The organism is Microbacterium sp. UBA7513, assembly GCF_002478345.1.
Lineage (GTDB): Bacteria > Actinomycetota > Actinomycetes > Actinomycetales > Microbacteriaceae > Microbacterium.
Genome location: NZ_DLNJ01000029.1, coordinates 28,877 through 46,620, shown reverse-complemented (window position 1 = coordinate 46,620; position 17,744 = coordinate 28,877). Strand labels below are relative to the sequence as shown.

General features: G+C 70.4%; 17 protein-coding genes. 6 read left to right on the top strand and 11 right to left on the bottom strand.

The window, feature by feature from the left end; genetic code table 11:
* Positions 1–181: 181 nt before the first annotated feature.
* On the top strand, positions 182–1,333 hold the full coding sequence (locus tag B2W79_RS15320) for an ROK family transcriptional regulator (RefSeq protein ID WP_292790914.1): 1,152 nt from the start codon (positions 182–184) through the stop codon (positions 1,331–1,333).
* 19 nt (positions 1,334–1,352) lie between these two features.
* Here B2W79_RS15320 and B2W79_RS15315 read toward each other — a convergent pair whose 3' ends face one another.
* The 8 genes from B2W79_RS15315 to B2W79_RS15280 form a co-directional block, all read right to left on the bottom strand.
* On the bottom strand, positions 1,353–2,618 hold the full coding sequence (locus B2W79_RS15315; RefSeq protein WP_292790911.1) for an alpha-L-fucosidase: 1,266 nt from the start codon (positions 2,616–2,618) through the stop codon (positions 1,353–1,355).
* Positions 2,619–2,720: 102 nt separating this feature from the next.
* Entirely contained in the window at positions 2,721–3,749 is a 1,029-nt protein-coding gene (gene ilvC / locus B2W79_RS15310; RefSeq protein WP_060920979.1) for a ketol-acid reductoisomerase, read from the bottom strand.
* 59 nt (positions 3,750–3,808) lie between these two features.
* Positions 3,809–4,318 carry an acetolactate synthase small subunit gene (gene ilvN / locus B2W79_RS15305; RefSeq protein ID WP_025103268.1) on the bottom strand — a complete coding sequence of 170 codons (510 nt, stop codon included), beginning with the start codon at positions 4,316–4,318 and terminating at the stop codon, positions 3,809–3,811.
* Positions 4,319–4,321: 3 nt separating this feature from the next.
* Complete coding sequence (locus B2W79_RS15300; protein WP_071328458.1) at positions 4,322–6,121, bottom strand: acetolactate synthase large subunit; 1,800 nt, start codon at positions 6,119–6,121, stop codon at positions 4,322–4,324.
* Positions 6,122–6,190: 69 nt separating this feature from the next.
* Positions 6,191–7,909, bottom strand: a complete 1,719-nt coding sequence (gene ilvD / locus B2W79_RS15295; protein ID WP_071328457.1) for a dihydroxy-acid dehydratase — start codon at positions 7,907–7,909, stop codon at positions 6,191–6,193.
* 9 nt (positions 7,910–7,918) lie between these two features.
* Entirely contained in the window at positions 7,919–8,716 is a 798-nt protein-coding gene (otsB, locus tag B2W79_RS15290; RefSeq protein ID WP_292790901.1) for a trehalose-phosphatase, read from the bottom strand.
* 43 nt (positions 8,717–8,759) lie between these two features.
* Positions 8,760–10,166: an alpha,alpha-trehalose-phosphate synthase (UDP-forming) gene (locus B2W79_RS15285; RefSeq protein WP_071328456.1), complete on the bottom strand. Its 1,407-nt coding sequence runs from the start codon at positions 10,164–10,166 to the stop codon at positions 8,760–8,762.
* A 65-nt stretch (positions 10,167–10,231) separates the two neighbouring features.
* Positions 10,232–11,488 (bottom strand): MFS transporter, encoded by a 1,257-nt coding sequence (locus B2W79_RS15280; protein WP_292790897.1) that lies wholly within the window; start codon positions 11,486–11,488, stop codon positions 10,232–10,234.
* A 206-nt stretch (positions 11,489–11,694) separates the two neighbouring features.
* On the opposite strand from B2W79_RS15280, the gene B2W79_RS15275 reads away from it, so the two are divergent.
* Positions 11,695–11,994, top strand: a complete 300-nt coding sequence (locus tag B2W79_RS15275; RefSeq protein ID WP_292790894.1) for a hypothetical protein — start codon at positions 11,695–11,697, stop codon at positions 11,992–11,994.
* Between the two features lie 20 nt (positions 11,995–12,014).
* Here the strand turns inward: B2W79_RS15275 and B2W79_RS15270 are convergent, their stop codons facing one another.
* From B2W79_RS15270 to B2W79_RS15260, 3 genes are read right to left on the bottom strand one after another with little or no spacing between them, the layout of a single operon-like run.
* The gene (locus B2W79_RS15270; RefSeq protein ID WP_292790892.1) at positions 12,015–13,199 is read right to left on the bottom strand and encodes an acetyl-CoA C-acetyltransferase; all 1,185 of its coding nucleotides are present in this window, start codon (positions 13,197–13,199) and stop codon (positions 12,015–12,017) included.
* Positions 13,192–13,860 (bottom strand): CoA transferase subunit B, encoded by a 669-nt coding sequence (locus tag B2W79_RS15265; protein ID WP_292790890.1) that lies wholly within the window; start codon positions 13,858–13,860, stop codon positions 13,192–13,194. Before B2W79_RS15265 ends, B2W79_RS15270 begins: the two co-directional genes overlap by 8 nt.
* Before the next feature lies 1 nt (position 13,861).
* Entirely contained in the window at positions 13,862–14,635 is a 774-nt protein-coding gene (locus B2W79_RS15260) for a CoA transferase subunit A (RefSeq protein ID WP_071328453.1), read from the bottom strand.
* 103 nt (positions 14,636–14,738) lie between these two features.
* Here B2W79_RS15260 and B2W79_RS15255 point away from each other — a divergent pair, with 103 nt between their 5' ends.
* From B2W79_RS15255 to B2W79_RS15240, 4 genes are read left to right on the top strand one after another with little or no spacing between them, the layout of a single operon-like run.
* Positions 14,739–15,527 (top strand): IclR family transcriptional regulator, encoded by a 789-nt coding sequence (locus B2W79_RS15255; RefSeq protein WP_292790886.1) that lies wholly within the window; start codon positions 14,739–14,741, stop codon positions 15,525–15,527.
* A gap of 35 nt (positions 15,528–15,562) precedes the next feature.
* A complete protein-coding gene (locus tag B2W79_RS15250; protein ID WP_071328451.1) occupies positions 15,563–16,000 on the top strand; it encodes a MarR family winged helix-turn-helix transcriptional regulator in 438 nt (145 codons plus the stop codon).
* A complete protein-coding gene (locus B2W79_RS15245) occupies positions 15,997–17,235 on the top strand; it encodes an MFS transporter (RefSeq protein WP_292790882.1) in 1,239 nt (412 codons plus the stop codon). The genes B2W79_RS15250 and B2W79_RS15245 overlap by 4 nt, the downstream gene beginning before the upstream one ends.
* Positions 17,236–17,257: 22 nt before the next feature.
* Positions 17,258–17,740 (top strand): YbaK/EbsC family protein, encoded by a 483-nt coding sequence (locus B2W79_RS15240; protein ID WP_292790879.1) that lies wholly within the window; start codon positions 17,258–17,260, stop codon positions 17,738–17,740.
* The last annotated feature ends 4 nt before the right edge of the window (positions 17,741–17,744 follow it).

The following is a 17,744-nucleotide window of genomic DNA, read 5'->3' as shown; positions in this document are numbered from 1 at the left end:
GGAACGGTTATTTCGAGACTCGAACTAACCAATTAGGATTTCGTATGAAGTTACGCTGTCATAGTTCGCAAGGTGCCGCAAGCTGAACATCCGATGTTTATAGGGTGGTGATAATTCGTCACTCCCCCGAAACATGCGACACCCCCGCTACGCTGACGATGCTCCGAGACGAAGGGCCTCCATGACGAACCCCGCCGACACCCCCGTCGACGATCCGCACACCCGGCGCATCCTCGACTTCGTCGCGCGCGGGCAGGCCCGCTCCCGCTCGGAGCTCGCCTCCGCTCTCGGCGTGGCCGCCTCCACCGTCGGCCTACGCGTGCAGGCGCTTCTCGATGCCGGCGTGTTGGAGGAGGCCGGGGCCGGCACCTCCCGCGGCGGACGACGGCCGCGCGTGCTCCGGATCGCCGGCGACGGGATCGTGCTGTCCGCCGATCTCGGCGGGCGCCATGCCCGCATCGGGCGGCACGACCTCAGCGGCGGCCTGCTCCACTCGGAGACCATCGCGATCGATGTCGCGGACGGCCCGGAGGCCACGCTGGAGAGAGTGTCGGAGGTGTTCGAGCGCCTGCTCGCCGAGACGCGGGTCCACGCGATCGGCGTGAGCCTGCCCGGCCCCGTCGACGTCGCCACCGGTGCAGTGGACCAGCCATCGCGGATGCCGGGGTGGCCCGGATTCCGCGTCGGCGAGCACCTCGCGGAGCGCCACGGCGTCCCCGTCGTCGTCGACAACGACGCCAATCTCGCCGCCCTCGGCGAACACCGTCGCCAGCTCGGGCACACCCAGCACAGCATCACCGTCAAGGCGGGCACGGCGATCGGCAGCGGGATCATCGTGGACGGGCACATCCATCGGGGAGCGACCGCCGCAGCCGGCGACATCACGCACACCCGCATCGACGGCAGCGGGGACATCCCCTGCTCCTGCGGCAACACCGGCTGCCTGGAGACCGTGGCCAGCGGCGCGAGCCTCGTCCGCCAGATGAGCGAGCGCGGCAACACCGAGGTCCGCACCACGGCCGACGTGCTGACACTGGCACGGGACGCCGACCCGCTGGCGACGACGCTCGTCCGCACCGCCGGGACACACCTGGGTCAGGCGCTCTCCGGGGTCGTGAACTTCTTCAACCCGCACGCCCTCTTCCTCACCGGGAGCATGAGCGCCTCCGAGCCGTTCATCGCCGCGGTGCGCAGCCGGGTCTACGAGGCCTGCCACCCGCTCGCGACCCAGCGCCTGCGGATCGAGGCCGCGGCCACCGGCGCGGACGCGATCCTGCACGGCGCCGCGCGCCTCGCGCTGGAGGGCATGGAGATCCCGGTGGCGACGGCCTGAGCCGTCGCCACCGACGGCCTCACTCCCCCGTCAGCCGCAGCTCGATGACCGGCATCAGCACGTCGGGACGCCGTACCGGGAGGTGCACCGTGAGCGTCCCCTCGGCCTCGCCCGCCGGAGTCATCAGGTCGGCCTGCTGGTCCGGGTCGCTGACGCTCGTACGCAGCCAGGACCCGTCGTTCAGCAGGCGCGCATACGAGACCTTGCCCGCAAGACCGGGCAGATGCACGAAGCCCAGCGGCCAGCTGAACAGGCTCAGGTAGAGCCGGTCGCCGCGGAGCGTGTACACGCCCTCTCGGGGCGGCGTGAACGGCGCATGACCGGCCCCGATCACGGCGCGGTCGTGGAGCCGCATCCACTCCCCGATCTCGGCGAGGGTCGCCGCGTCCCGGGGCGAGATTGCCCCGCGCCCGTCCGGACCGATGTTGAGCAGCATGTTGCCGCCCATCGACACCGAGTCGACGAGCATCTGCACGAGCAGCACCGGCGACTTCTGGTCGGTGTTGTCCCGATGATAGCCCCAGGAGCCGTTGAGCGTCTGGCACGCCTCCCACACGAGGGGCACGCCGTCGCGGACGATCGGAGCCGTCGGCTGGTACTGCTCGGGAGTCACGAAGTCCGCGGGGATGCCGAGACGGTCGTTGACGAGCATCTCCGGCTGCAGCTCCCGGCACAGCGCGAGCAGCGCCTCGGCATCCCAATCCTGCGGCCCCTTCCCCTCCCAGCCGTCCTTGGACTCCGGGTAGGTGAAGTCGAAGAACAGGTAGTCGATGTCGCCGTACCCGGTGAGCAGCTCGCGGACCTGACCGTGCAAGTACTCGCGGTAGCGGGCCATGTCGCGCCCCTCGTTCAGGGCGTGCGCGTTTTCGTCGTCGCGTCGGGGATGGTTCCAGTCCACCGTGAAATCGGGGTGATGCCAGTCGATGACCGAGTGGTAGAGGCCGACGCGGATCCCCTCGGCACGGAGGGCGTCGACGTACTCGCGCACGAGGTCCCGTCCGCCCGCCGTGACGGAGGTGAAGTCGGTCAGCTTCGAGTCCCAGAGGCAGAAGCCGTCGTGGTGCTTCGTCGTGAGCACGACGTAGCCCATCCCCGTCTCCTTGGCTGTCCTCGCCAGGGCCGCGGCGTCGAAGAGGTCGGGATCGAAGTTGTCGAAGTAGGGGCGGTACTCCTCGTCGGTGAGGCGTTCGTAGTTCTGCACCCACTCGTGCCGCGCGGCCCCGCTGTAGAGGCCGAAGTGGACGAACATGCCGAAGCGGGCGTCATCAAACCATTCCTGTCGCATGCGTCCATCCTGGCACAGACATCCGATGTCTGCGTCGGTGAATGGCACGCGAAACGCCGAACGGGCGCCCCCGGAGGGACGCCCGTTCGTTCGCGAGTCGAATCAGCGCGCGGCGCTGCCGTCGACGTAGTCCTCGTCCTGCTGCTTCCACGCGAAGAGCGAACGCAGCTCCTTGCCGGTCGCCTCGATCGGGTGCTGCTCCTCCTTGGCGCGGAGGGCGAGGAACTCCTCGGCCCCGTTGTCCTGGTCCTCGATGAAGCGCTTCGCGAACGCGCCGGACTGGATGTCGGACAGGACGCCCTTCATGCTCTCCTTGACGCGCTCGTCGATCACGCGCGGACCGGAGACGTAGTCGCCGAACTCGGCGGTGTCGGAGATCGACCAGCGCTGCTTGGCGATGCCGCCCTCCCACATGAGGTCGACGATGAGCTTGAGCTCGTGCAGCACCTCGAAGTAGGCGATCTGCGGCTGGTAGCCCGCCTCGACGAGGGTCTCGAAGCCCGCCTGCACCAGGTGGCTCATGCCACCGCAGAGCACGGCCTGCTCGCCGAACAGGTCGGTCTCGGTCTCCTCGGTGAAGGTCGTCTTGATGACGCCGGCGCGGGTGCCGCCGATCGCCTTCGCGTACGACAGCGCGAGGTCCCAGGCGTGGCCGGACGCGTCGCGCTCGACGGCGATGATGTCCGGGATGCCACGGCCGGCGACGAACTCGCGGCGCACGGTGTGGCCGGGAGCCTTCGGCGCGACGAGGATCACGTCGACACCCTCGGGAGCGTCGATGTAGCCGAAGCGGATGTTGAAGCCGTGCGCGAAGGCCAGGGTCTTGCCCGCCGTCAGGTTCGGGGCGATGGACTCGCTGTAGATCGTGCGCTGGTGCTGGTCCGGCGCGAGGATCATGATGACGTCGGCCCACTCGGTCGCCTCGGCGACGGTCTTCACGGGGAAGCCGGCCTCCTCGGCCTTCGCGGCGGACTTCGAGCCCTCCTTGAGGGCGATCGCGACCTCGACACCCGAGTCGCGCAGGTTCTGGGCGTGGGCGTGGCCCTGCGAGCCGTAGCCGACGATCGCGACCTTCTTGCCCTGGATCAGGGACAGGTCGGCGTCGTCGTCGTAGAAGATCTCGGTGCTCACTGGTTTCTCTCCTTGGTTGTGGTTGTGCGGGACGCGCGGTCCCAGAGTCTGTCGAAGGGTCAGCCGCGCAGGACGCGCTCGGTGATGCTCTTGCCGCCGCGGCCGATCGCGAGGAGGCCGGACTGGGCGATCTCCTTGATGCCGAAGGGCTCCAGAGCGCGCAGCAGCGCCTCGACCTTGCCCTTGTCTCCGGTGACCTCGATGACGAGGGCATCGGCGGCGTAGTCGACGACCGAGGCGCGGAAGAGGTTGACGACCTCGATCACGTTCGAGCGGCTGGCGTTGTCCGTGCGCACCTTCACGAGCATGTGCTCGCGCTGCACGGACGACGCCGGGTCGAGCTCGACGATCTTGATGACGTTGATCAGCTTGTTGAGCTGCTTGGTCACCTGCTCGAGCGGCAGCTCCTCCACATCGACGACGACCGTGATACGGGAGATGCCCGGCACCTCGGTCACGCCGACGGCGAGGGAGTCGATGTTGAAGCCCCGGCGCGCGAACAGGCCGGCGACGCGGGTCAGAAGGCCGGGGGTGTTCTCCACCAGCAGGCTCAGGACGTGGGTCGACATGGCTCAGTCCTCCTCGTCGAACGCAGGCGCGTGATCGCGCGCGTACTGGACATAGCTGTTGCTGACCCCCTGCGGCACCATCGGCCACACCATGGAGTCGGCGCTCACGACGAAATCGATCACCACGGGGCGGTCGTTCGTCTCCAGCGCGAGCTGGATGGCGGCGTCGACCTCCTCCTCCTTCTCCACGCGGATCGCGAGGCAGCCGTACGCCTCCGCGAGCTTCACGAAGTCGGGGATGCGGATCGTGCCGTGCCCGGTGTTCAGGTCGGTGTTGGAGTGACGGCCGTCGTAGAACAGCGTCTGCCACTGCCGGACCATGCCCAGCGACGAGTTGTTGATGATCGCGACCTTGATCGGGATGTTGTTGATCGCGCAGGTGGCGAGCTCCTGATTGGTCATCTGGAAGCAGCCGTCGCCGTCGATCGCCCAGACCTGGCGTTCCGGCTCCGCGACCTTGGCGCCCATGGCCGCCGGCACCGAGTAGCCCATCGTGCCCGCGCCGCCGGAGTTCAGCCAGGCGTTCGGACGCTCGTACTTGATGAACTGCGCGGCCCACATCTGGTGCTGCCCCACACCAGACGCGAAGATGCCCTCCGGCCCGGTGAGCTCGCCGATGCGCTGGATCACGTACTGCGGGGCGAGCAGGCCGTCGGTCGTCGGCGCGTACCCGAGCGGGAACTCGTTCCGCAGTCCGTCGAGGTACGACCACCACTCCTCGATGTCGGGCTTCGCGTCGGCCGTCGCTCCGCGGAAGGCGGCGTCGAGGTCGGTGAGCACGTCGCGCACATCGCCCACGATCGGCACGTCGGCCGTGCGGATCTTGGAGATCTCCGCCGGGTCGATGTCGACGTGCACGACCTTCGCGTTCGGAGCGAACAGGGCGGCCTTGCCGGTGACCCGGTCGTCGAACCGGGCGCCGAGCGAGACGAGGAGGTCGGCCTCCTGCAGCGCGAGCACCGCGGGAACCGTGCCGTGCATGCCGGGCATGCCCAAGTGCTGCGGGTGCGAGTCGGGGAACGCGCCACGCGCCATCAGCGTCGTCACGACGGGCGCACCGGTCGACTCGGCGAGCTCGAGCAGCTCGGCCGCGGCCCGACCGCGGACGACGCCTCCGCCCACGTACAGCACCGGCTTCTTCGCCTCCGCGAGGAGGGCGGCGGCCGCCTGGATCTGCTTGCCGTGCGCCTTGGTCACCGGGCGATACCCCGGGAGGTCGATCTTCGGCGGCCACACGAAGGGCGCCGTCGCCTGCTGCGCATCCTTGGTGATGTCCACGAGCACGGGACCGGGGCGACCGGTGCCGGCGATCTCGTAGGCCGCGGCGATCGCGCCGGGGATGTCGGCGGCGTCCTTCACCAGGAACGAATGCTTCGTGATCGGCATCGTGATCCCCACGATGTCGGCCTCCTGGAACGCATCCGTCCCCATCAGCGTCGAGAACACCTGACCGGTGATCGCCAGCAGCGGCACCGAGTCCATGTAGGCGTCGGCGATCGCCGTGACGAGGTTGGTCGCTCCGGGACCGGACGTGGCGATGCACACGCCGACCTTGCCGGATGCGGACGCGTAACCCTCGGCCGCGTGGCCCGCGCCCTGCTCGTGCCGCACGAGGATGTGGCGGAGCTGCGAGGCGTCCATGAGCGGGTCGTAGACCGGGAGGATCGCGCCGCCGGGAAGGCCGAAGACGTCCGTGACGCCGAGCAGCTCGAGCGAGCGGACGACGGCCTCTGCACCGGTGATCTCCGGAGCGGATGGACGGGCGGGCGGCCTCGGCACGGCCGAGACGGAGTCAGCAGTCATGACTTTCCTTCTGATGAACTGTGCGGGCACCGGCGCTCCGATCGAGCGGTTGCTGAGCCGGTCGATGGATCAGCCGGTCGTCGCGCCCTCGGCGGCGGACCGCACGAGGCGCGAGTACTTGGCAAGAACGCCTCGGGTGTAGCGCGGGGGAAGCGGCTCCCAGCCAGAGCGGCGGGAGGCGAGCTCTGCCTCGTCGACGAGTAGATCGAGAGAGCGAGCTGCGATATCGACCCGTATCAGATCACCATCGCGCACGAAGGCGATGGGACCTGCGTCCACCGCTTCGGGTGCTATGTGGCCGATGCACAGGCCGGTTGTGCCGCCTGAGAATCGTCCGTCCGTCAAGAGTAGTACATCTTTTCCGAGCCCCGCGCCCTTGATGGCGGCGGTGATGGCGAGCATCTCGCGCATGCCCGGTCCGCCCTTGGGACCCTCGTACCGGATGACGATGACCGTCCCCGGTTCGATGCTGCCCTCGGCGACCGCGTCCATGGCGGCGCGCTCCCGCTCGAAGACCCGCGCGGGGCCCTCGAAGACGGCCGCGTCGAAGCCGGCGGTCTTGACCACGGCGCCCTCCGGCGCGAGCGATCCGTGCAGGATCGTCAGGCCGCCGGTGGCGTGGATCGGGTTGTCGAAGGTGTGGATGACCTCGCCGTCGATCGGCTGCGGGTCGAGCTCGGCGAGGTTCTCGGCGAGCGTCTTGCCGGTGACCGTGAGCGCGTCGCCGTGCAGCAGCCCTTCGTCGAGCATCGCCTTCATGATCACGGGGATGCCGCCGTGCCGGTCGACGTCGTTCATGACGTACTTGCCGAACGGCTTCATGTCGGCCACGTGCGGGACCTTGTCGCCGATGCGGTTGAAGTCGTGCAGGCTCAGCTCGACCTCGGCCTCGCGGGCGATCGCGAGGAGGTGGAGGACGACGTTGGTCGAGCCGCCGAGGGCCATCGCGAGGGCGATCGCGTTCTCGAACGCCTCCTTGGTGAGGATGTCGCGCGTCGTGATCCCCTGGCGGAGCAGGTTCACGACCGCCTCGCCCGAGCGGTGCGCGAAGTAGTCGCGACGGCGGTCGGCAGCGGGCGGCGCAGCGGAGCCCGGGAGGCTGAGCCCGAGCGCCTCGGCGACGGAGGCCATGGTGTTGGCGGTGTACATGCCGCCGCACGCGCCCTCACCGGGAGCGATGGCGCATTCGATGCGCTTGAGGTCCTCCTCGCTCATGAGACCGGCACGGCAGGCGCCGACCGCCTCGAACGAGTCGATGATCGTGACGTCCTTCTCGGTGCCGTCGGAGAGCTTGACCCAGCCCGGTGCGATCGATCCGGCGTACAGGAACACGCTGGACAGGTCGAGGCGCGCGCTGGCCATGAGCATGCCGGGGATGGACTTGTCGCAGCCGGCGAGGAGGACGGAGCCGTCGAGGCGCTCGGCCATCATCACGGTCTCGACCGAGTCGGCGATGACCTCGCGGGAGACGAGCGAGAAGTGCATCCCCTCGTGCCCCATCGAGATGCCGTCCGAGACGGAGATCGTGCCGAACTGCAGCGGGTAGCCGCCGCCGGAGTGCACGCCCTCCTTCGCCCCCTGCGCGAGCCGGTCGAGGCTCAGGTTGCAGGGCGTGATCTCGTTCCAGCTGGACGCGATGCCGATCTGCGGCTTGTCCCAGTCGGCATCCCCCATGCCGACGGCGCGGAGCATGCCGCGGGAGGTCGTGGCCTCGATGCCGTCGGTGACGACGCGACTGCGGGGCTTGATGTCGATGGGCGCGCTGGTGGAGGGATCATGCGAGGACATGACGAGAGTCTATTCCTGCGCGACGACCCTCTCGTTCGCGAGCGTCTCCAGAAGCGCGGCGATCTGTTGTGGGGAGTCCACACGGAGGGTTGCGGCGCTCTCCCCCGGCCCGACGCGCACGCCGAGGTCGCCCTCCTCCAACACGCGCATCGCATCCTCGTCGGTCACGTCGTCGCCGGCGAAGAGGATCCCGGTCGCGTCGAAGCGCTGCCGGAGGGCGATCATCGCGGCGTCCTTCCCCTCGTTCCGCGACGAGAACTCCAGCACCCGGTGACCGGCGCGCCGCCGCCAGTGCGGGAAGCGCTCGGCGACGAGGGCGTCGATCTCGGCGAAGACCTTCTCCTCGGTGTCCCGGTCCGCGCGGCGGGTGTGCACACCCATGCCGAAGGTCTTGGGCTCCAGCTCCGCCCCCTCGTAGCGGTCGATGATCGGCTGCGCGGCCGCCCACAGCTCCTCCCGCGCCCCGTTCTCGGTCGCATCGCCCGGCGCGTCGGCGGCCCCCTCACCGGGGAACCAGTACTGCGCGCCGTGGGAGCCGGCGAGCACCACGACGGAGTCGTCGGTGTGCTCGGTGATCTCCCGGAGGTCGTGCATGCTGCGCCCGGAGACGTAGGCAACGACCGTATTCGGCATCGCGGCGAGGCGATTCATCTGCGCGGCGACCTCCGGCAGCGCTCGCGCGGCCATGGGGTCCACCACGAGCGGGGAGGCGGTGCCGTCGAAGTCGAGGGCCACCACCAGCCGCGGCGTCGTCGCGAGGGCGGTGAGGTCGGCGTCGGCGGTTCCGGGGATCCAGGGGCGCGTCACGGTGTCTCCGATCGAGAGGAAGAAGGGGGTGCGGGGAGGGCGCTCAGCGGCTGCGGACGTCCGCCAGAGCCTGGAGGAAGGACGACGACCAGGCGTTCACGTCGTTGTCCAGCACCCGTCGCCGCAGGGACCGCATGCGGCGTCCCTGCTCGGCGGGCGACATCTCCACCGCCTCCATGATGGCGTCCTTGAGACCGGCGATGTCATGCGGGTTGACGCGAACCGCCTGACGGAGCTCGTCCGCTGCTCCGGTGAACTCGCTGAGCACCAGCACACCGCGGTTGTCCGTCCGCGTGGCGATGTACTCCTTCGCGACGAGGTTCATGCCGTCCCGCAGCGCCGTCACGAGCATGACGTCCGCCGCGAGGTACAGGGCGACCATCTCCTCGCGCGGATACCCCTGGTGGAGGTAGCGGATCGCGGAGTGGCCGACCGTGTCATGGTCGCCGTTGATGCGGGCCACCGCGAGCTCGATCTCGTCCCGGAGGTGCGCATAGGCGTCCACCCGCTCCCGGCTCGGGCTCGCCACCTGGATGAGGGTGACGTCCTCCACGTCCAGGCGGCCGTCTTCGAGGAGCTCGCCGTAGGCCTTGATCCGGTGCCCGATGCCCTTGGTGTAGTCCAGGCGGTCGACGCCCAGGAGGATGCGCTGGGGATTGCCGAGGCTGGCGCGGATCTCCGCGGCACGCGCCCGCACGTCCTCCCTGGCGGCCAGTTCGAGGTACGGAGCGGTGTCGATGGAGATCGGGAACGCCTTGGCGATCGCCGTCCGCGAGCCTCCCTGATCCGGGACCGTGATGTTCGACCCCTTCACCTCGTAGCGCAGCCGCCGCCGCACGGCGGTGAGGAAGTAGGTCGCATCCTGTGCCCGCTGGAAGCCGATGACGTCGGCGCCGAGCAGCCCGCGGAGCACCTGGTCACGCCACGGGAGCTGCGCGTACAGGCCGTGCGCCGGGAAGGGGATGTGGTGGAAGTAGCCGATCGTGACGTCGGGGCGCAGCTCGCGGACCATCTGCGGCACGAGCTGGAGCTGGTAGTCGTGGACCCAGACGGTGCCGTCCTGGGCGGCGGCGGCCGCGGCGGCCTCCGCGAACCGGCGGTTGACCCGCACGTACGCGTCCCACCACTCGCGGTGATACTGCGGCGGTGCGATGACGTCGTGGTAGAGCGGCCAGATGGTGTCGTTGGCGAAGCCCTCGTAATAGTCCGCGACGTCCTCGGAGCTCAATGCCACCGGGATGAGATGGATGCCGTCGGCGTCGAAGGCCTCGAGCTCCACGTCCGGCTGACCGGGCCAGCCGACCCAGGCGCCGTGCACGCGGCGCATCATCGGCTCGAGGGCGGCGACGAGGCCGCCGGGCGACGTCCGCCACGTCTCCTCGCCGTCGGGGCCCACGACCCGGTCCACCGGGAGGCGGTTGGCGACGACGACGAAATCAGCAGCGGTCACAGGGGCACTCCTCGGTCCAGGAGCTTCCAACCTATCGAGGATGCGCGCCGACCGCCGGTCCTCCCTCAGGCCTTGACAGCGGACGTCGCGCGGTGCACACCGCTGAGGGCCCAGTTCCCGAGGCCCGCCGCGAACGCGATGCCGGCCGCGATCATCGGGAGGACCAGGGCGGCGGAGGTGCCGAGGCTCTCCGCGATCTCTCCTGCCACCGCGGCGCCGATCGACTGGCCGACGATCACGCCGGAGCCGAGCATCGTCATCACCGTCGCCGACCGGCCACGGGGGCTCCGCGCCGCTCCGAAGCTGTACTGGGTGACGAGCGTCGGCCCGATGCCGATGCCCATGATGGCCAGGGCGAGCATCATCCCCGTCGGCGAGTCGACGATGCCGAGCAGCAGCGAGCCGGCGAGCAGCACTCCGGAGAAGACCAGCCAGCGCACACGCAGCGAGAACCGGGCGGGCAGCCACGCGACGCCCAGGGCCAGCAGCGCTGAGCCGACGCCCATCACGCCGTACAGCAGGCCCGCCTGCTCCGGGGCACCGAGGTCGGCCATGAACGACGTGAGCGAGGTGAGCATCGTGCCGAAGAAGATTCCGACGCCGAGGATGCCGAGGACGACGATGAGGAGCTGCGGCCGGAACAGCTCGGACACGGCGGACGGCGCCCGACCGTCGTCGGTGCGGTCCTGGGAGACGTGCCGTCCGCTCGGGTGCAGCGCGAAGGCCCCGACGAACACCAGTGTCAGCACGGCGGCGCCGACCAGCGGCGCCCAGGGTGCGAGTGCCGAGGCGAGGACGCCCACGAGGAATGGCCCGAACACGAAGACGGTCTCGTCGGCGGCCGACTCGTACGCCATCGTGCCGGAGACGGTGCGGACGCGGCGCTCCGCCGGCATCCGCTCGCCGATGATCGTGACCAGACGGGAGCGCGAGAGCGGCGCCACCTGCGGAGCCGTCGCGCCGATGCCGATCGCGGTGAGAAGCACGAAGCCGTCGGCGGCCGGACCGTAGACCACTGCGGTGAAGAGCAGGAGCATCGCCGCGTTGCCCACGGCGAGCGCGAGGAGGACCGTGCGCTGACCGAAGCGGTCGGCGGCGGCGCCCAGGAGCGGGCCGAAGCAGGCGGTGCCGAGACCGACGGCAGCGGACGTGAGCCCGCCGAGGGACAGCGATTCCCGCGCCGACACGACGACGGTCAGCACACCGACGACCATCATGGCGAAGGGCAGCCGCGCGATGAACGCGATGAGGAAGTAGGGCAGGCCGGCGAGGCGGAAGAGGCTCGGCTCGGCGGTATCGGGCGTGGTGCTGGCGTGTGTCATGGCTCTCGCGCGTCGACGACGCGATGTCGGGTGCCGCCGCTGTCCGCCGGAGACGCCGACGGCCGGTAGATACACGGTTTCTGCGGCCGCGGGCGAACCGCGACCCTCCCATGATATCCGGTGCCCCGGGCGGGCGCCCTGCCAGCCTCTCCCCCGGCTTGTCAAGCCACCGACCCGCGCAGCCTGGCTGCGGGTACCGTAGGGGCATGCGCTACCTCTTCAGCACCGGACTCGTCGCCGCGATCTCGGCTGGGATCTCGCTGCTGCGCGGCACCCGCAACGAACCCATCACCTGGCGCTCGCTCCTGTCGTGGGTGAGCTGGGGCATCACCATGGCGCTCGCGGTCGGCGCGGTCGTCGACATGCGCCGCGAACGCCACGGCGTGCCGGTGGACGCCGACTCCCCGCAGTCGGTGAAGAAGTCCAAGAAGGCGCAGCGTCTGCAGTTCCGTTCGCAGAAGGCCCTCGCCGACGCGCAGGGGCACGCCCAGGATAAGCGGCCCTGACGCGCCCCGCGCCTTCCGCGTCACCGGGTGAGGATGAGCGCCTCGCCCTGACCGCCGCCGCCGCACAGGCCGACCGCCGCGGTTCCGCCTCCCCGGCGGGCCAGCTCGTGCGCGACGTGCACCACGAGACGGTTGCCGGAGGCACCGATCGGATGACCGATCGCGATGCCGCCGCCGTGCACGTTGACGATCTCATCGTCCAGCCTGAGCTCGGTCTGCGAGCGGGCCACGACGGCCCCGAACGCCTCGTTGATCTCCACGAGGTCGAGGTCCTGCGGCGTGATGCCCTGTTTCCGGCATGCCTGCTCGATCGCCCGCGCCGGCTGCGCCTGGAGCGAGTTGTCCGGGCCGGCGGTCTGGCCGCTCGCCCCGACGGTCACGAGCACCGGCCAGCCCTTGGCCTCGGCCGTCCCGCGCGTGGTGACGACCACGGCGGAGGCGCCGTCCGAAATCTGGGACGAGTTGCCCGCCGTGATCGAGCCGCCCTCGGCGAAGGCGGCTCGCAGTCCCGCGAGGGTCTCCACCGTGGTGTCGGGGCGCACCCCCTCGTCTCGGGTCACCCGCGCGGGTTCGCCCCGGCGCTGCGGCACCTCGACGGCGACGATCTCCGCGTCGAGCACACCGCTCTCCTGCGCGGCGGCGGCCCGCTGATGCGAGAGCGCGGCGACCCGGTCCTGCATCTCCCTTGTGAGCTCGTACCGCGCGTTGTGGCGCTCCGTGGACGCGCCCATGCTCTCCCGGTCGTAGGCGTCCGTCAGCCCGTCGTAGGCCATGTGGTCGAGGACCTCGACGGTGCCGTAGGTCCAGCCATCGCGCGATCCCATGAGCAGGTGCGGTGCGCGGGTCATGGACTCCATGCCGGCGGCGACGACGACCTCGGCGTCCCCGGTCCGGATCATGCGCGCCGCGTCGATCACGGCGGTGAGCCCGGACAGGCACACCTTGTTCACGGAGTGGGCAGGGACGTCCCAGCCGATCCCGGCGCCGATGGCCGCCTGCCGGGCGGCGTTCTGTCCGGATCCGGCGGCGAGCACCTGTCCCACGATGACCGCGTCGACGTCCTCCGGGTCCACACCGCCCTGCTCCAGGGCACCGCGGATCGCGAACGACCCCAGCTGCGGCGCCGTGAACGCGGCGAGCTGCCCCTTCAGCCGCCCCTGCGGGGTGCGCGCCGCGGCGACGATGACGACATCGTTCTCACTCATTGATCTCGGTCCTTCCGTTGTCCAGTTCCGGGGCAATGCGGAGGGGCGGCTCCGTGGCCTGCCGCACCTGCTCCACCGTGACGCCGGGGGCGAGCTCGACCAGGACCGGCCCTTCCGGCGTCACGTCGATCACCGCGAGGTCCGTGATGATCCGGTCCACGACGCCGCGCCCGGTCAGAGGCAGCGTGCAGGCGTCGACGATCTTGGCCGAGCCGTCCTTGGCGACATGCTCCATCAGCACGATCACCCGTCCCGCGCCGTGCACGAGGTCCATCGCCCCTCCGGGCCCCTTCACCATCTTGCCGGGGATCATCCAGTTCGCGAGATCGCCCGTGGCGGAGACCTGCATCGCCCCGAGGATGGCGGCGTCGATCTTCCCGCCGCGGATCATGCCGAAGCTGAGGGCGGAGTCGAAGAACGCCGCCCCCGGGAGCGTGGTCACCGTCTCCTTCCCCGCGTTGATGAGATCCGGATCGACCTCGTCCTCCCGGGGGTACGGACCGACCCCGAGGATGCCGTTCTCCGACTGCAGCACCACGGTCACGTCGGACGGCACGTGGTTGGGGACGAGCGTGGGCAGGCCGATGCCGAGGTTCACGTACGCGCCGTCCGGCAGCTCGACCGCCGCGCGCGCGGCCATCTGGTCTCTCGTGAGCGCCATGTCAGGCTCCTTCCGCGGCGACGGTCCGCCGTTCGATGCGCTTGGGGATGTCCTCGCCCACCTCGACGATCCGGTGCACGAAGACCCCGGGGAGGTGGATCGCATCCGGGTCGAGCTCGCCGGGCTCGACGAGCCGCTCGACCTGCGCGATGCACACGCGGCCGGCCATCGCGGCGAGCGGGTTGAAGTTCCGCGCGGCCTTCGTGAACACCAGGTTGCCGTGCCGGTCGCCGCGGGCCGCGTGCACCAGGGCGAAGTCGGTGGTGATCGCCTCCTCGAGCACGAACTCGCGGGGCTCACCGTGCACGGCGAACGTGCGCACGTCCTTGGGCGGCGAGGCCACCGCGATCGAGCCATCGGCGTGGTACCGGCGAGGAAGGCCCCCCTCGGCGACCTGGGTGCCGACGCCCGTCTGGGTGAAGAACGCGGCGATTCCGGACCCTCCCGCCCGCAGCTTCTCGGCGAGCGTGCCCTGAGGGGTCAGCTCCAGCTCGAGTTCCCCGGACAGGAACTGCCGCTCGAACTCCTTGTTCTCCCCCACGTACGACGAGGTCATCTTCCGGATGCGCTGCGCGGCGAGCAGGACGCCGAGTCCCCAGTCGTCCACTCCGCAGTTGTTGCTGACGACGCTCAGGTCGGTCGTGCCCTGCGCGAGGAGCGCTTCGATGAGCGCGATCGGGTTCCCGGAGAGTCCGAAGCCTCCGACGGCGAGCGAAGCGCCGTCCGGGATGTCGGCGACGGCGGCCTCCGCGGAGTCCCATTGCTTGTCGATCACGTCTGCTCCTTCGGTTCCGTGTCCCCTCCAGCCTCCCGTCCCGGCGGAGTCACGGCCAGCACCCTCTTGCGATGTGGACGCCCGCACCACTAGCGTCCACGATGTGGACACTGCGACGAATCCCGTCCCCGGAACTCAGGCGGTCGCGCGGGCGGCGCGGCTCCTGCGGCTGGTGACGGCCGCCGGCACCGACGGCGCCACATTGCAGGAGCTCGCGGCACGCGCCGGGCTCTCCCGACCCACCGCGCATCGCCTGCTCAGCGCCCTGCGCGCGGAGGGTCTCGTCGACCGCGACGCCGACAGCACGCGCTGGATGCCGGGACCCGAGCTCTTCCTCATGGGATCGGTGGCCGCCGCTCGATACGACGTGACGGCCCTGGCCCGGGACATCGTGCGGTCGCTCGCCGTGAAGACCGAGGAGAGCGCGTTCTTCTCCGTCCGGCGCGCGGACGAGACGGTCTGCCTGCTGCGGGAAGAGGGCTCCTTTCCCATCCGCTCGTTCGTGCTCAGCGAGGGGGTGCGCTTCCCGCTCGGCGTGGCGAGCGCCGGCCTTGCGATCCTTGCCTTCCTCCCCGACCACGATGTGGATGCCTACCTGGAGCGCCATCCGGAGCTCGTCGAGAACTGGGGACGTGCTCACGGCGAGCGCCCGCTGCGGAGGCGCCTCGCCGAGACAAAGGAACGCGGGTTCGCCGTCAACCCCGGCCTGATCGTCGAGGGGAGCTGGGGCCTCGGCGCGGCGGTGTTCGACCGCGCCGGACGCCCGGAGTGGGCGCTCAGCCTCACCGGTGTCGCCTTCCGCTTCGGCCCGGAGCGCCAGGCCGAGCTGGGCCGGATCCTCCTCGCGCACGCCCATCAGCTCTCCGCGAGGATCGCGCACGCCCGACGCTGAACTCGATACATACCAAGAGGTATATACTTTCTGGTATGAATCGCTCCGAGGTCATCCCGTCCCTCGTGCTGTCGGGCTACGCGCTGGGTCGCATCGCCGCCCAGGACGCGGGGAACGAGGCCCCCGCCGCGCAGTGGCGTGTGCTCAGCCTGCTCGACCAGTCAGGTCCCCGTCGCGTCGGCGAGCTCGCCGTGGCGGCCCGCACGACGCAGCCCGGGATGACCCGGCTGCTCGGCACCCTCGAGCGCGAGGGCCTCGTCCGCCGCTCCCCCGACCCCGACGATTCCCGTGCCACCGTCGTCGCCGCGACCCCCGACGGCACGGCAGCCCTGGCCGCCTGGCGCTCCGAGTTCCGGGAGACGATCGCACCGCGGTTCGCCGACCTCGACGACGACGACTGGCACGCCCTCACCCGTGCGGCCGAGATCCTCGCCGCCCGCACCTCCGCAGATCGGACAGGAGAGATCCGTTGAACACCGCCCCCGCAACACCCGCCCCCTCGGTCTGGAGGCAGCCCGCCCAGGTGTGGGCCGTCGCCTTCGCGTGCGTCGTCGCCTTCATGGGGATCGGGCTCGTCGACCCGATCCTCCCGGCGATCGCGGAGTCGCTCGAGGCCTCCCCGGTCGAGACGGAGCTGCTCTTCACCAGCTACCTCCTCGTCACCGGCCTCGCGATGCTCGTCACGAGCTGGATCTCCAGCCGGATCGGCGCCAAGGCGACCCTCCTGGTCGGTCTCGGCCTGATCGTCGTGTTCGCCTTCCTGTGCGCGATCAGCGGCAGCGTCGACGCGGTCATCGGCTTCCGTGCCGGCTGGGGGCTGGGCAACGCGCTGTTCATCTCGACCGCGCTGGCCACGATCGTCGGCGCCGCATCCGGCGGCAGCAGCGCGGCCATCGTGCTGTACGAGGCGGCTCTCGGCCTCGGCATCGCCGTGGGTCCGCTGCTCGGCGGCATCCTCGGCGAGCAGAGCTGGCGAGGACCGTTCTTCGGCGTCGTGGCCCTGATGGCCATCGCCTTCATCGCGGTGCTCGTGCTGCTGCGGGGTCCGGGTGAGAAGCGCACGCCGGTGAAGTTCTCCGCCCCGTTCACGGCCCTGCGCCGTCCGGCGCTCGCGATCCTCGCCGTGGCCGCCCTGTTCTACAACATCGGATTCTTCGTGCTGCTGGCGTTCTCGCCCTTCCCCCTGGGCTTCGGAGCGATGGGCATCGGCCTGACGTTCTTCGGCTGGGGTGTCGCCCTCGCGATCACCAGCGTGTGGGTCGCGCCGGTGCTGATGCGCCGGATGCCGAGGACGCATGTGATCCTCACCGTGCTGCCCCTGCTCGCCGTCGACCTCGTGGTCGCGGGACTTGTCGTCGCCGAGCCTGCCGCTCTCGTGGTGTGCATCATCGTGGGCGGCCTGCTCCTGGGCGTAATGAACACCGTGCTGACCGAGGCCGTCATGGAGGCGACCGACCTCCCCCGCTCGGTGGCCTCCTCGGCCTACTCCGCGGTCCGCTTCCTCGGCGGCGCGATGGCCCCGCCGATCGCGGCGCTGCTGTGGCACCTATTCAGCGCCACCGTGCCGTACCTCTTCGCCGCCGCCGCCGTCCTGCTGGCCGCGCTGACGATCCTCCTCGGCCGGAAGGTCCTCGCGCACATCGACGACGAGCCGGCTGATGCGACCACCGAGGACGCGGCGGCGATCCTCGTCGGTGACGCCGGCTGACCCGCTCGGCTACCGTGGGGTCATGACCGACGCTCCTCCCCTCCCCGAGCGCAGCCGACGGGTGCAGGAACACCTCCTCGCGGCCGGTGTCGAGACCGAGATCCGGGTCCTCCCGGACTCGGCGCGCACCGCCGCCGAGGCGGCCGCCTCCATCGGCTGTGATGTCGCCGCGATCGCCAACAGCCTCGTCTTCCTCGCCGACGGCCGCCCCGTCCTCGTCATGACCAGCGGCGGGCACCGGGCGGATCTCGCCGTCCTGGCGCGAAGCATGGAGGCGAGCAAAGTCGTCATGGCACCACCCGCCACCGTGCGCGACGCCACCGGGCAGGCGATCGGCGGGGTGGCGCCCGTCGGCCACCCCGCGCCCCTCCCCACCTTCATCGACAGCGCCCTGCAGGCGTACGACGTGATCTGGGCGGCGGCGGGCCATCCACACACCGTCATGCCGCTGACCTTCGTCCAGCTGTCGGATCTGACCGCCGGCACCGTGATCGACGTGGTGTGACGCC

Excerpts from the sequence above, each read along its gene's own strand:
- B2W79_RS15315 (WP_292790911.1), bottom strand. The coding sequence starts at position 2,618 with ATGCGACAGGAATGGTTTGATGACGCCCGCTTCGGCATGTTCGTCCAC.
- B2W79_RS15320 (WP_292790914.1), top strand. The coding sequence starts at position 182 with ATGACGAACCCCGCCGACACCCCCGTCGACGATCCGCACACCCGGCGC.
- B2W79_RS15270 (WP_292790892.1), bottom strand. The coding sequence starts at position 13,199 with ATGAGTGAGAACGATGTCGTCATCGTCGCCGCGGCGCGCACCCCGCAG.
- ilvD (WP_071328457.1), bottom strand. The coding sequence starts at position 7,909 with ATGTCCTCGCATGATCCCTCCACCAGCGCGCCCATCGACATCAAGCCC.
- B2W79_RS15240 (WP_292790879.1), top strand. The coding sequence starts at position 17,258 with ATGACCGACGCTCCTCCCCTCCCCGAGCGCAGCCGACGGGTGCAGGAA.
- B2W79_RS15250 (WP_071328451.1), top strand. The coding sequence starts at position 15,563 with ATGAATCGCTCCGAGGTCATCCCGTCCCTCGTGCTGTCGGGCTACGCG.
- B2W79_RS15275 (WP_292790894.1), top strand. The coding sequence starts at position 11,695 with ATGCGCTACCTCTTCAGCACCGGACTCGTCGCCGCGATCTCGGCTGGG.
- B2W79_RS15280 (WP_292790897.1), bottom strand. The coding sequence starts at position 11,488 with ATGACACACGCCAGCACCACGCCCGATACCGCCGAGCCGAGCCTCTTC.
- B2W79_RS15300 (WP_071328458.1), bottom strand. The coding sequence starts at position 6,121 with ATGACTGCTGACTCCGTCTCGGCCGTGCCGAGGCCGCCCGCCCGTCCA.
- B2W79_RS15265 (WP_292790890.1), bottom strand. The coding sequence starts at position 13,860 with ATGGCGCTCACGAGAGACCAGATGGCCGCGCGCGCGGCGGTCGAGCTG.
- ilvN (WP_025103268.1), bottom strand. The coding sequence starts at position 4,318 with ATGTCGACCCACGTCCTGAGCCTGCTGGTGGAGAACACCCCCGGCCTT.